Source organism: Capilliphycus salinus ALCB114379, assembly GCF_047276495.1.
In the GTDB taxonomy this organism is placed as follows: Bacteria; Cyanobacteriota; Cyanobacteriia; order Cyanobacteriales; family Microcoleaceae; genus Capilliphycus; species Capilliphycus salinus.
On the sequence record NZ_CP178543.1, the window covers coordinates 1,121,614 to 1,135,000 of the forward strand.

Below are 13,387 nucleotides of genomic sequence, written 5' to 3' on the forward strand. Positions count from 1 at the left end.
ACTAATTATACTCGATCAGCGAGAACCATTCGGGCGAGGGTTGGGGCGAGGGTTGCGGGGAGGGTTGGGGCGAGTGATCGGACTGTTTCCCCCCGGTGCGGGGCGAGTCGTGGGACTATTTCCCCGAGGCGCTGGGCGAGTCGTGGGGCGAGGGTTGGGACGATTCGCCTGAGCGTGGAGCGAGCCAGAAAAGGCGTTTTTAAGGGTTTGACCCCCATTTTGACGAATCTGGCGATCGCTATTTTCTAAAGCCTCTGTGACGCTAGGAACGGCTTCTGCGTTAATTTTTCCGAGAGCAAAAGCGGCTTTCGCCCGAACTTGCATCTGTTCGTCATTCAACGCCGCTGTCAAAGCGGGAACCGCCGCCTGTCCCATGCGTTTGAGGGCGATCGCGGAGGAAATCTGCACGTCTTCGTCGCTATCTCTGAGGGCTGCAATTAAATCAGGAACCGCCTCCGATGCCGAAGGCCCGAGGATTCCCAAGCCAAACGCCGCACCCTGACGAACTTGGGGATTTTCATCCTTCAACGCTTGGGTTAAGTCTGCGATCGCGGAGTTGAGAACCTCGCGAGACGTTGGCCCAATGTGTCGCAACGCTACCGCCGCATCCATCCTAACACTTTGATCCGCATCTTTCAACGCCGAAAGCAAAGCCGGAACCGCTTCTGTGGCGTCTGCACCCATCGCACCCAAGGCGAAAGCCGCATTTTTGCGAATGTTGACATCGGGATCGTTCAAGGCTTCTATCAAGATGGGAACCGCAGGAGAACCGATTTTTTTGAGGGTTTTAACGGCTAATAGTCGGTTTTGTCGGTTGGTGTTGCTGAGTTGCTCAATTTGTGCAATCACTTCTGCGGTTGTCGTGGCTTGAGTTGCGACTTTTCCAATTAACAGAAAACCAACAGATAGACAGAGTAATGCTAATTTCGGCGAATGCAATGATTTTTTTAGGGTGTTCCAATCCATACCCGTTTGTTTCCTGATTGAGTTAGTTTTCTATCCTCAGAGTCATTGTACTCGAAGATAGAGAGTTGCTTTTCAATTATGCGGCTCAACAGGCAAATTGTGTAAGATTGGCAAATTTGTTAACAGTTGCTTGTTTTTTCGATAAACTGCTCCGGCTACACGTTAAAATCAAAGCCATCATTGAAGACAAAATCTACATCTAAAAACAGGCGATTGGGTAAGGTTCCGTCATCAATAATTACTCCCAGATACCGACCATCAAAAAGTTGAATCGCAATGTCGAGATTGTTATCGCCATTCGCATCAAAATTTCGCTCTAATGTTAACGGGTCGATTTGGTTAATAAGTCGGCTAGGAACCGCAATTTTATCTCCTACCAAAGAACTATTTCCCGCTTCAAACCCATTAAAAATGGCATCAACATCTTCAAAATCTCGACTCGCTTCTCCCGGATCAAAAACAAAAGTATCTTCTCCCTCACCCCCGATTAAATCATCAACCCCCGCATCACCATCTAAAATATCATCACCGCGATCGCCAAATAGGGTATCATCTCCTTCATCACCGTTGAGAAAGTCATCATCTTGACCCCCATACATCGCATCGCCATCAAACCCACCTTCTAGGGAATCACTTCCTAAATTTCCGAAGATTTGATCTTGTCCAGAATTGGCAAAAATTCGATCTCCATCAATTCCTCCAAAGACAGTATCTCGGTTAGTTCCCCCCGTTATTGTATCACTTCCTCTATTGCCATTAACAAGCAATGGCTCGTTAACGTTTGGGCCTTGTAAACTGTCGTTTCCTGCTAATAATAAAACTTCGGAATTTGAAGCTTGACCTGGGGATAGAAAAATGGTATCCGCATCGTCTGTTCCGCCTAAAACCGGAAATCCAAAAAAACCAACAAAACCGAGTGGGACTAATGTAAAAGCCATTGTTTATAATTCTCCAAATTGTGTTTACTGGATTCAGTTAAAGCACAACAATTGAGTTTAACACATCCTTCTCTGGTTTGATTCACGTTATAGATAAACTCGTTCTTACTGGATTGAATCTTGATAATATCCGAAACTAAATCCCTCTTTTCATCCAATCCCTAATATCTTTATCTAGCTTTTTTGCTATGAGTATTCTATCGGGATTGAATGAGAATTGAGTAAAATTTGGATACAGCATCAATGCTAAAATTGATCGGGTTGTTTTAAAATTAGTCGATGAATTATCAATTTCATTGACAATAGACTTCACAAACATTTGTTCAGATTCAGTTAAAGGTTCCGCTCTCAAACGTTTATTTCTAAGCAAGATGCGATAGACTGTTTTGAAAGAATTCGAGGGTTTTGTATTAAAGTTTTCTGGGGGAAGTGTTAGCCAAGAGTTGGCTACTTCCTGTCTCAGTTGACGTAAATATTCTAAAAAAGTTCCCGAACTATTCTCGGAGAAATACAGATAAAAATGATTTAAGTTAATTGTATAAATGCAAACCGCGCGATCGCGAACCGATACGGGTAAAAAATCATAAACCGGATCGCAATAAAGTTTGTGATAAAATTTGAGATCGGTTGAAACATTTTCAGCAATATTTTGATAGGTTTTTTGTTGGGTATGAAGCCGAAAATAGGAAAGAACTTGATTAACAAACCCCACTTTATAGCCTCCCAAAATTCTCAGCCATAAATCAAGATCGACTAATTGATTCAGTTGCGGATCGAATCCTCCAATTTTATCCAAGACTTCCCGACGAATTAAAACCGTACTCGGTTCGCCAATTTTGTTAATTGGATGTTTCAAAAGATGCGGATCGCTTAGTAATTCTTCCCCCCGTTGAATGGGTTGTAAACTTGACCACCCTTGATGAATATTTTGAAAATCTTGATAAACCGAAATTAGATCCGGATCGGTTTCGGCGACTTCATCCACAAAACACATCTCGCGGGGAGAAAACACCAAGCCAATTTCCTCATCTTGTTCGGCGATTTTTACCAGTTCTGTGATACAATTGGGAGAAAGAAGATCATCTTGAAATAAAAACTTAATATATTTTCCCTTAGCTTGAGAAATCGCAAAATTACAGTTTTCCGCAAGTCCCAAAGGTTCGTGAGAAAAAATAAAAATCTTAATTGAGGTTTTCTTTCTAAAACTTTCAGCAATTTCTATCGTGTTATCCGTTGAACCATCATCGGATATAATAATTTCTAGCGGGGAATAGGTTTGAGACAAAATACTAGAAATGGCTTCGCAAATAAAGCGAACACCATTAAATGTTGGAATACAAACACTCACCAAAGGATTTTTAGGAATTAAAACCCCGGTTTCTCCAATAAACTGGGGTTGGGGAATGTTGCTGTTATTTGACGTGTAAATTTGTGGATATTTTTGAGAAAGATATTGAACGAGTTGATCTGTCGCTTCCCGATCATTTTCAAAATTGGGTTGTTTGAGAATAACTCTTTGGTTTAATAAAACTTCCGACAGGTGAAAAAATTCCCAATTTTTATCAGCGACACTCAACCAAAACTCCCATTCATACCCCGTTTGAGTCGGAATATTAACATCAAAACCCCCGCAGTCTTCCCAAACTTGTTTTCTAAAAAGAGAACTTAAATTAATAAAATTTTCACGGATAAGCTGAACAACTGAAAAATCAGGTAAAGATTGAATTCGGTTTTTTTCACTTTCTCCAAATAACTTTATATCTCCATAAACCACACCAATTTCCGGTATTTTATCCAAAATTTCTACAGCATCAATTAAATGATTTGAGTCAATTGTATTTTGAGCGAGTAAAGGAAAAATATACTTTCCCGTCGCTTTTTGAATAGAAGAATTAAGAAGATTAGCCAGATTAAAATTATCATCAAACTGACAAATAATATAACCTCTATCGCTTAAATAATTTAAAAATTCTTCTTCGTCAGGGTTGAGAAAAAGAGAAGTCACAATTAGAATTTCATCAACATTTTCCAGACAAGCTTCCACCGAAGCGATCGCATCCCAGAGAAATTCCCATTGATTTTGACAAATAACAATCACAGATAGGTTGATTTCCGTTCGATCTAAATTCATATTGACTTCTCAAAATGATCAACCCGATAACCATTAATTCGATAAAAATGAATTGCAGTCTTTAACGCCTAAAATTACCAGGGAGAAACCCGTTGAGAATAAGGACCCAGGCGCAAAGCATTTCCCAAAGTATTGTTATTTTCCCGCAACCCTTCATAAAAGAAAAATACCTCACCTTGTACACCTCGATAGCGGTTATATTCAATCGCTTTTAAAAGTTCATCCTCGCTAATACGATAAGAACCAATTTTCAACAAAATTCCGGGAGACAACTTAGAAATTTGCGAAGTTTTAAACTGAGTATCAACCAATTGATCCACCAAACTTTTATAACTCCAGAAATTGCGGCGATAAAGCTGAGGATGAATCATATCAACCAAATCTTTATCAATCCAGGCGATATAATCTTGTAAATATTCATTCAATCCCCACCGATAAGGACTCGGTGCCATCGACACCTTAATATGAGGTTTAATCGCTTTCACCTGCTGATAAAGACGGGCTAAAAAACCCGTTAAAATATCAGCCCTCCACTGTAACCATTGCTCATCTTTATGATATAATGGAGGTCGGCGACCATATTGTTGAATATAAAGATCGACCGTTTTAGAATCGTATCCGCCCTCAGAAGGCAGAGCAGGCATTCGATCGTCACCTTGAATCCCATCAACGTCATAATTTTTGACCACTTCTAGAATCAAATCCATGACGAAATTTTGAACTTCAACATCAAAAGCATTCATCCACTCAAACCCATTTTTAATCAAAAGAGTTCCCTGAGCATTGATCGCCGCCCAATGGGGTTTTCTATTGAGAATCCGACCGCCATTTTGTTTATAAGAACAGGCAAAACCATATTCAAACCAGGGAATCACTTTCAACCCAACTTTATGAGCTTCTTCAATCAATTCTCGCAGCGGATCGCGCAGTTGTCCGCGAGTCACATAAAAATCAATTTCCACTCCAAACTGTTGGCTCATCATGGCGGAGCGATAAAGCGTCACCCCCTTATTCCAAACCACAGGAAAGACCACGTTAAATCCTGTTTCCGCCAAAAACTGCATAGCCTCCGCGATCGTCTGTCGAGAATAAAGAACTTGACTATCGGTATTGGTAATCCAGACCCCACGAACTTCCATGTGACCTCCTGCGTCCACTGAACTCAAACTGTATCTTCGATGGTTCTCAGGCGATCCGTCCCCAAATCAGGATACTGACCTATCAATCGCCCTTTTTGTTTGCAAAGCTAGTCCCGCCCAGTTGATTTTTCAGTTATTATCTTTAACTAAGGGGCAATTTTAGCAGTGTATTCAGTTGAACAGATCAGACAACCTGATTTCACTGTCCCCACCGAGAAAAGCTTACCCTGATTGGCAATCATAACCCCTGTCATCAGGGAGGGTTCGAGATTGGGGTAACAGGATGCAAATTCTATGGGAGATCCAAACCACTATAGGTTCGACCAAACTCAGCGAGGGATAGCACCAACTCGCTACGGTTTTGTGCGGGATAAACTTCTGCAAGTCCAACGTCATCAAACCGTGACTCAACCCATCCCCAGTTTAGGGAATCGCTTCCCCTGTATGGGGCTAAATGTCTGTGGTCAGTATCAACCTTTAAATTCTCCCTTTGGCAACAGCAATCGCCCACTCAAGCGGTCAACCGCGTGTCAGTTTGGGGTCAAAATCATAAAAAGTCGAAAATTCCCTTCAGTTGAAATCACCCTTTTATCGCATCAATTTGTTTCGCTGCTGCTGAGTCATCACAAAGATTTACTGAGACTACTCCCCAATCGAATTTCATTGCGACAATACGTTCTCGTCGCTGGCGATACTAGCTGAACCCTGTGCTTTCAATGGCGGGGGTTAGACGGTCAATCCTCCAATTCAACGGTCTAAGGTGAGTGGAATTTAACCATTGACCGACACAGTTTAGTATCGTCCTCTGTTCAATGTTTTATTCAGGGTGAAATTTCAGGTTCACCCCCCAATCCTAATTCACAGGTTCTTAATTGCATGATCAAGAACTTGTCGGCTTCTCATTCCGAGAGGCGATCGCCGACGATAGATTACAGTAAATTATTCATTTTGTATGAAGGCTAGTGAAATTTTCAGCGCGAACAAACTCTTAAAACGATATGCCAAAGGGGAACGTAGCTTTAGCGGAATTAACCTGATGGCGGCTCAATTAAAGGCACTAAATCTCAATCGAGTTAATCTCAGCCAAGCCAATCTGAGCGGAGCAAACTTAAGCCAAACTCGACTGATTTGTGCGAATTTGAGCGGGGCTGATCTGAGTCGAACCGATTTGAGCGGGGCGGTTTTAATTGAAGCAATTTTAAGTGGAGCCAGTCTCACCCGAACCCGACTGGTTCAAGCGGACTTGAGTGGGGCTATTCTCAGTGGAAGTATTTTGTCTCAAGCCGACCTGACCGGTGCCAACTTGACCGGAGCGAGTTTAGTCAGCGCTTCTGTACTCAATGGCTCTAGACTGACCGATGCGATTTTGATTGGTGCCACTCTCTCACGGGCGACTTTGAGCGCTATCGATCTCAGTCGGGTTAACCTCACCAGAGCCATTTTAAGTGAAAGCGAACTCGGTGGCGCGAACTTGAGTTCGGCTTGTCTAATTCGAGCTTATTTGAATCGCTCTAACCTCAGCGGCGCCAATCTCATGGGAGCCGATTTGAGCGAAGCCAGTTTACGCAATGCTAATCTGGGCGTGGCCAATCTAACGGGCGCCGATTTAACCGGCGCCGATTTAGAAGGGGCGAATCTTAATGGCGCCGGGTTGAGCGGGGCCAATTTAAAGAGTACCAATTTGAAAAAAGCCAATCTCAATGGTTTGATTTTGCATGAAGCTGATTTGAGACTGGCTGATTTGAGTCAAGCCAATCTGCGAGGCGCCAACCTCAGCGGGGCGAATTTGGCGGGTGCGAGTTTGCTAGAAGCCGATTTACGAGGAGCGAACTTGAGTCACGCCAATCTGACCGGAGCGGGATTGTTGTTGACTTCTCTGAAAGGGGCTAATCTCCGAGGTGCGAATTTGTGTCAAGCCAATTTGATCGGCGCGAGTTTGAATGTTACCAGTTTGGATGATGTCTTCTTGGATGGTGCGATTTTGCCCAATGGGGCGACTTATGCCTAGAGATCGCAATAGTTAACACGGCGATCGCTATCTGGGAGTCTGAAAAAATCGCTGTTGGTTCCAGAAACTGACAGCGGTTTCAGTTGGCTCAACCGATGCTCTGAAAATCCCTAACAGCCCGGTTCTAAATTTTTCTCCGGTTGATTGAAAATTATCGAATTTTTTGTGATACACTAATAAGGTTTGAGGTTTTAAACCACTATAGGATGGAGGTGAAACCGCGCAGAATGAAAAAATTGGGAACCCACCTGGTTATCGATGCTTGGCATTGTCCCGCTGACTTACTGAACGATCCCGAACGCATTCGTCAGGCTATACTCGATGCAATTACGGCCGGAGGAGCAACGTTAATCGATTTTTGTGTTCATCAGTTCAGTCCTCATGGGGTGACGGCAACCGCAACGTTAGCCGAGTCTCATATTGCGATCCATACTTGGCCTGAATATGGTTATTTTGCTGCCGATGTCTTCTTTTGCGGACGCGGAAATCCCCAGCTTGCTCTTGAATGTTTAGAAGTAGCCCTTCAAGCCAAACAGGTTAAGCAGCGAGAATTTCAGCGCGGTTTTGAACTGGAGACAGATATTTCAGAAGATTCGAGCAGTTGGGAATCCCTGGAGAGTCAGTGGGCTGAAACGACCGTTTTACAGGCTTAATCTCTCTCATCGGTTCGAGCAATTTTTTGGGTTTTTGAGCAACAATCAACGAGCTTCTTTTCCTTGATACTGCCAGTGCAGGTATTGAGAATTGGCTCAAATTGTTCTGACTCAAAAAAAATAGCATGATAATTTCTCCCTCTACAACACATAGGGGGAGATTTTTCGCGTCTTCACACTTGAGATGATTCCGGTTTTAACGTTGCTGTTGCTGCAAAAGTGGACGAACAATCCAATATCCCGCTCCAAAAGCAACGATAATAATTAAGGCAATGGAAACCACCAGCCAAAATCCATTTAACTCGACTCGTTGAGACTCCGAAGTTGGACGTAAGCGACCTTCTGGTTCTTCTGTAAACAGTTGATCGGGGATTTCTCGCTTCAAAGGGGGATGTTCGGGAACACCAGAAGCCGGCGGAGAAACAGGCGGATGGTTGGCTTGGGTTTTGTGCTGCTGTGAACTCCGAGTCACCGTCTTTGTCATCATCGGCAGTTCTACAAAGTTAGCATTGGAAGAAATACCATTGGGTTGGTTGTTGAAATTGGGAATTTCAAGAGTTGAAGTCGGCTGCGGCTTCTGCTGGGGAAAATCAGGCTGGTTCGCCTTTTGAGCGGTGTTGATCGCTTGCTGAAGTTGGATGGCGGCTTGCGTTAGGTTCTCCAATTCTCGACGGAGTTGCTGATTTTGCTGTACAAGCTGCTGGTTTTGGGTTCTCAAAGAGTTGAGTGTCGCTTTGGAGGCTTGTAATTCGGCTGTCACTTCTCGGTAGAGAGAAATGGGGACAGAGGGAGAATAGCCATTTGTTGTTTCTGATGAGTTCGGGCCAGAAACGTTAACATCTTGCATAGGACTTCAATTTGACTAGGAATGTTTGGGGTATGACTAATGATCGCAATTAAGCAGAACCAGGTTCACCTGCTATATTTTAGATTAATTGCCATTAGAACAATCAGAAGACATTTCGTCAAGAAAGTTTAGGTTCTAACTTGGGTTCTAACTTCGGTAAAATTTATTTAGGTTGAAGAATTCTCCATTGGTATCGTTATGAGTAATTTACCCATTGAACAAGAAGTTTTTCAGTCCTCCGAGCCGGAGGCACTTAAGTATGGCGAACGTGAAATTCAGGAGGGACAGTTAATTACTTTTCCTAACCCCCGAGTTGGACGTCGCTATGAGGTGAGTATTTCTTTACCCGAGTTTACCTGTAAATGTCCTTTTTCGGGTTATCCCGATTTTGCTACCCTTCATCTGACTTACGTGCCGCACGAGCGAGTCGTGGAGTTGAAATCTTTGAAACTCTATATCAATAGTTATCGCGATCGCTATATTTCTCACGAAGAATCGATCAATCAAATCTTAGATGATTTTGTCGCCGCCTGCGATCCCGAAGAAGTTAAACTTGTGGGTGATTTTAATCCTCGCGGTAATGTTCATACTTGTGTCGAAGTTCGACATCAGCGGATGACACCCTAATCACCCTTGTCTTAGGATTTGATTTTCGGGCGTTGCTATCCCACCGCTATCCTCGCAGAGAAGCGGTAAAATGTGATATAATAGTAGACTGTGTTGAAATTAGACTAAATCCATGCCTAAACTGAAAACTCGTAAGTCTGCCGCTAGACGTTTTCGAGTCACGGGTAGCGGTAAGTTGGTGCGTCGTAAAGCGTACAAGAGCCACCTCTTACAGCATAAAAAGTCCGATCGCAAGCGTCGTTTGTCGAAAATGGCAGTCGTTAACGAGCGGGACGCTGAAAATGTACGGTTGATGATGCCCTATATGTAGGGATTTCAAAGATATTGAATCAGTTAAGGGAAATTAACGATGACAAGGGTTAAGCGCGGTAACGTTGCTCGCAAACGTCGCAAAAAAATTCTTAAGCTTGCTAAAGGGTTTCGGGGATGTCAATCTACCAATTTCCGGACCGCTAATCAGCGAGTCATGCAAGCTTTGCGGAATTCTTATCGCGATCGTCGCAAGCGCAAGCGGGACTTTCGGAGACTTTGGATTACTCGGATTAATGCGGCGGCTCGTCTCCAGGGGGTGAGTTATAGTCAGCTTATGGGGAGTTTGAAAAAGGCGAATATTCAAATTAATCGTAAAATGCTGGCTCAGTTGGCTGTGATTGATCCGCAAGCTTTTAGCCAAGTGGTAGAACAAGCGGGTCAAGTTCAGGGTTAATTTGTTTGGGTCTAGCCTGGTAAATTGAGTAAAAGTACAAGCAGAATTTAAGATAGGGAATGCAAGCTGAAGACTAATTTTCAGCCGCACTTCGTTTTGAAGATTCTCACAATTACTCAAAGTGATGGATAGTAATTTACCAGTTGTCTACCTGCTGTTGTTGGTGACTCTGCTCTTCGGAGTAGGGTTTTTTGTGTTGCGTCAGATTCTTAAGACCCGCAGGGTTGAAGGTCAACTGTCTCGATTGCAAAAAAAGTTGAGCCAAGAGAAGGGTACGGCTCAGGAGTATTACGAGTTGGGCTGTATCTATAACGATAAGAAGTTATATTCCCAGGCGATCGCTGTACTTCAAAAGGCTTTAAAGACATCGGAGCAGGAGGAGGAATCTCAGAATCTTGCTCTGGTTTACAATGCTTTGGGTTATGCCTATTTTGCCCAAGAACAATATGATATCGCGATTCGACAGTACAAGGAGGCTCTTAAACTTGCTCCTGATTATGTTACGGCATACAACAATTTGGGTTATGCCTACGAGCGGAAAAAGTTAACGGCTCAGGCGTTGGAGGCTTATGAGCAGGCTTTACAGGGTGATCCGAAAAATGCGATCGCTCTTCAAAGAGCGGAATCGTTGCGGAAACGTTTGGGAATTCCCACTTCTTCACCAGAATAGACTGTTTTTGAGTGAGTGTCTTGGGGACTGACTGCGGAGGTTCGCCGAGCAACAGTACCGCTGATTGAGATTGTAATCAACAACTGCCATACTCGATGACGAGATCTAACTTTCTGAATATAGAAGGGCGATCGTCAGGGTGTGGCTCATTTTTTAGGTACAGTTACTCGGGTATTGGGTTTGGGGGTTCTATCTGGGATTGGAAAAACCCGCGCAGCCGGAGGGCAGACCCGGGAGTTTGGGAGTTGAGCCGAAAGCAAAACGTCTGTAATGCCCATAAAATCAGGGTTTTGAAAAATTTCAAAAAAAAATTCCAAAAAGTGTTGACAATCCCAGAAGAGTCCGCTACATTAGTAAATGCGCTCGAGAAACGGAAACGACATCGAAAGCGCCCGAACCTAGAAAACATAAGAGTTTGAAAGCCTAAGCACAGGTCCTTGAAGAAATTCTTTTGAGAGTCTTGGGAAACCAAGAGTTATCGAATCGTAACAAATCAAAGATACTAGCCAGAAGAGGAAGCGCAAGTCATTACTAAGATTGTAATGGAAAAGCGGACTCAACTCAGTGGTGAAATCAACACGGAGAGTTTGATCCTGGCTCAGGATGAACGCTGGCGGTCTGCTTAACACATGCAAGTCGAACGGACTCTTCGGAGTTAGTGGCGGACGGGTGAGTAACGCGTGAGAATCTGCCTCTAGGACGGGGACAACAGAGGGAAACTTCTGCTAATCCCGGATGAGCCGGAAGGTCAAAGATTTATCGCCTAGAGATGAGCTCGCGTCTGATTAGCTAGTTGGTGAGGTAAAGGCTTACCAAGGCGACGATCAGTAGCTGGTCTGAGAGGATGATCAGCCACACTGGGACTGAGACACGGCCCAGACTCCTACGGGAGGCAGCAGTGGGGAATTTTCCGCAATGGGCGAAAGCCTGACGGAGCAAGACCGCGTGGGGGAGGAAAGCCTTTGGGTTGTAAACCCCTTTTCTCAGGGAAGAAGAAAGTGACGGTACCTGAGGAATCAGCCTCGGCTAACTCCGTGCCAGCAGCCGCGGTAATACGGAGGAGGCAAGCGTTATCCGGAATGATTGGGCGTAAAGCGTTCGTAGGTGGCCCTTCAAGTCTGCTGTCAAAGACGGGAGCTCAACTCCTGAAAGGCAGTGGAAACTGAAGAGCTGGAGTGCGGTAGGGGCAGAGGGAATTCCCGGTGTAGCGGTGAAATGCGTAGAGATCGGGAAGAACACCGGTGGCGAAAGCGCTCTGCTGGGCCGCAACTGACACTGAGGGACGAAAGCTAGGGGAGCGAATGGGATTAGATACCCCAGTAGTCCTAGCTGTAAACGATGGAAACTAGGTGTTGCCTGTATCGACCCAGGCAGTGCCGTAGCTAACGCGTTAAGTTTCCCGCCTGGGGAGTACGCACGCAAGTGTGAAACTCAAAGGAATTGACGGGGGCCCGCACAAGCGGTGGAGTATGTGGTTTAATTCGATGCAACGCGAAGAACCTTACCAGGGCTTGACATGTCCGGAACTCTGGGGAAACTCGGAGGTGCCTTCGGGAGCCGGAACACAGGTGGTGCATGGCTGTCGTCAGCTCGTGTCGTGAGATGTTGGGTTAAGTCCCGCAACGAGCGCAACCCTCGTTCTTAGTTGCCATCATTAAGTTGGGCACTCTAGGGAGACTGCCGGTGACAAACCGGAGGAAGGTGGGGATGACGTCAAGTCATCATGCCCCTTACGTCCTGGGCTACACACGTACTACAATGGTAAGGACAGAGGGCAGCCACTTCGCGAGGAGGAGCTAATCCCGAAAACCTTGCCTCAGTTCAGATTGCAGGCTGCAACTCGCCTGCATGAAGGAGGAATCGCTAGTAATCGCAGGTCAGCATACTGCGGTGAATCCGTTCCCGGGCCTTGTACACACCGCCCGTCACACCATGGAAGTTAGCCATGCCCGAAGTCATTACTCTAACCGTTCGCGGAGGAGGGTGCCGAAGGCAGGGCTGATGACTGGGGTGAAGTCGTAACAAGGTAGCCGTACCGGAAGGTGTGGCTGGATCACCTCCTTTTTAGGGAGACCTAACTTTAGTCGAGCCAACCCAAAAACGATTCAGGTTCGCTAAGGTCATCCTAGGTCGGTCAAGGACAACAGCATTAAACAGGCTTTCAAACTCTTGGTTCGGATTTTTCAACTGTACAGCACCTAAAAGTCAGAAATGACGTTAGGATGCTGGACGAAAGTTCAGCCAGAACCTAGAAAACTGCATAGAGAATCAGGAAAAAAGGTAGAACCGTAACAGACGACATTAAAAAGTGGTCAAGCTACAAAGAGCTAACGGTGGATCCCTAGGCACACAGAGGCGAAGAAGGACGTGGCGACCGACGAAACACTCCGGGGAGCTGGAAGCAAGCATTGAGCCGGAGGTCTCCGAATAGGGCAACCTAGAAACTACTCGCTGAATCCATAGGCGAGTGAGAGCGAACCCAGCGAACTGAAACATCTTAGTAGCTGGAGGAAAAGAAAGCAAAAGCGATTTCCTAAGTAGTGGTGAGCGAAAGGGAAACAGCCTAAACCTTCTGTAAATACAGAAGGGGTAGTGGGACAGCATCAAAGGATTGCGGAAGTTAAACGAAGCAGTTGAAAACTGCACCAGAGAAGGTGAAAGTCCTGTAGTTGAAAATCGAAGCAACTGAGCTGAATCCCGAG

12 protein-coding genes and 2 rRNA genes (1 of these 14 cut by a window edge) are annotated in these 13,387 nt (G+C 44.9%); 9 read left to right on the forward strand and 5 right to left on the reverse strand.

Annotated features, from left to right (window positions below; translation table 11 throughout):
• Window positions 1–15: 15 nt before the first annotated feature.
• The 4 genes from ACL6C3_RS04735 to ACL6C3_RS04750 form a co-directional block, all read right to left on the reverse strand.
• Window positions 16–966, reverse strand: a complete 951-nt coding sequence (locus tag ACL6C3_RS04735; protein WP_413165791.1) for a HEAT repeat domain-containing protein — start codon at window positions 964–966, stop codon at window positions 16–18.
• 155 nt (window positions 967–1,121) lie between these two features.
• Window positions 1,122–1,904 (reverse strand): calcium-binding protein, encoded by a 783-nt coding sequence (locus ACL6C3_RS04740; RefSeq protein ID WP_413165793.1) that lies wholly within the window; start codon window positions 1,902–1,904, stop codon window positions 1,122–1,124.
• A 136-nt stretch (window positions 1,905–2,040) separates the two neighbouring features.
• Window positions 2,041–4,035 (reverse strand): glycosyltransferase family 2 protein, encoded by a 1,995-nt coding sequence (locus tag ACL6C3_RS04745; RefSeq protein WP_413165795.1) that lies wholly within the window; start codon window positions 4,033–4,035, stop codon window positions 2,041–2,043.
• 74 nt (window positions 4,036–4,109) lie between these two features.
• Window positions 4,110–5,174, reverse strand: a complete 1,065-nt coding sequence (locus ACL6C3_RS04750) for a glycoside hydrolase family 10 protein (protein ID WP_413165797.1) — start codon at window positions 5,172–5,174, stop codon at window positions 4,110–4,112.
• A 294-nt stretch (window positions 5,175–5,468) separates the two neighbouring features.
• Here ACL6C3_RS04750 and ACL6C3_RS04755 point away from each other — a divergent pair, with 294 nt between their 5' ends.
• The 3 genes from ACL6C3_RS04755 to speD all read left to right on the forward strand — a co-directional run bounded on the left by ACL6C3_RS04755 (window position 5,469) and on the right by speD (window position 7,835).
• Complete coding sequence (locus tag ACL6C3_RS04755; protein WP_413165799.1) at window positions 5,469–5,876, forward strand: hypothetical protein; 408 nt, start codon at window positions 5,469–5,471, stop codon at window positions 5,874–5,876.
• Between the two features lie 250 nt (window positions 5,877–6,126).
• Window positions 6,127–7,182 (forward strand): pentapeptide repeat-containing protein, encoded by a 1,056-nt coding sequence (locus ACL6C3_RS04760; protein ID WP_413165801.1) that lies wholly within the window; start codon window positions 6,127–6,129, stop codon window positions 7,180–7,182.
• A 227-nt stretch (window positions 7,183–7,409) separates the two neighbouring features.
• Window positions 7,410–7,835 carry an adenosylmethionine decarboxylase gene (gene speD / locus ACL6C3_RS04765; protein ID WP_413165803.1) on the forward strand — a complete coding sequence of 142 codons (426 nt, stop codon included), beginning with the start codon at window positions 7,410–7,412 and terminating at the stop codon, window positions 7,833–7,835.
• A 196-nt stretch (window positions 7,836–8,031) separates the two neighbouring features.
• Here speD and ACL6C3_RS04770 read toward each other — a convergent pair whose 3' ends face one another.
• Window positions 8,032–8,682: a hypothetical protein gene (locus ACL6C3_RS04770; RefSeq protein ID WP_413165805.1), complete on the reverse strand. Its 651-nt coding sequence runs from the start codon at window positions 8,680–8,682 to the stop codon at window positions 8,032–8,034.
• 198 nt (window positions 8,683–8,880) lie between these two features.
• Here ACL6C3_RS04770 and queF point away from each other — a divergent pair, with 198 nt between their 5' ends.
• From queF to ACL6C3_RS04800, 6 genes are all read left to right on the forward strand, one after another.
• Window positions 8,881–9,309 carry a preQ(1) synthase gene (gene queF / locus ACL6C3_RS04775; protein WP_413165807.1) on the forward strand — a complete coding sequence of 143 codons (429 nt, stop codon included), beginning with the start codon at window positions 8,881–8,883 and terminating at the stop codon, window positions 9,307–9,309.
• Between the two features lie 112 nt (window positions 9,310–9,421).
• Complete coding sequence (rpmI, locus tag ACL6C3_RS04780) at window positions 9,422–9,619, forward strand: 50S ribosomal protein L35 (protein ID WP_413165809.1); 198 nt, start codon at window positions 9,422–9,424, stop codon at window positions 9,617–9,619.
• A 39-nt stretch (window positions 9,620–9,658) separates the two neighbouring features.
• Complete coding sequence (gene rplT / locus ACL6C3_RS04785) at window positions 9,659–10,015, forward strand: 50S ribosomal protein L20 (RefSeq protein WP_413165811.1); 357 nt, start codon at window positions 9,659–9,661, stop codon at window positions 10,013–10,015.
• A 124-nt stretch (window positions 10,016–10,139) separates the two neighbouring features.
• Window positions 10,140–10,685 (forward strand): tetratricopeptide repeat protein, encoded by a 546-nt coding sequence (locus ACL6C3_RS04790; RefSeq protein ID WP_413165813.1) that lies wholly within the window; start codon window positions 10,140–10,142, stop codon window positions 10,683–10,685.
• Between the two features lie 575 nt (window positions 10,686–11,260).
• Window positions 11,261–12,749: ribosomal RNA gene (locus ACL6C3_RS04795) — 16S ribosomal RNA — on the forward strand.
• A 246-nt stretch (window positions 12,750–12,995) separates the two neighbouring features.
• Window positions 12,996–13,387 (forward strand): 23S ribosomal RNA (locus ACL6C3_RS04800) (it continues 2,488 nt past the right edge of the window).
• The 16S and 23S rRNA genes sit together here, the layout of an rRNA operon.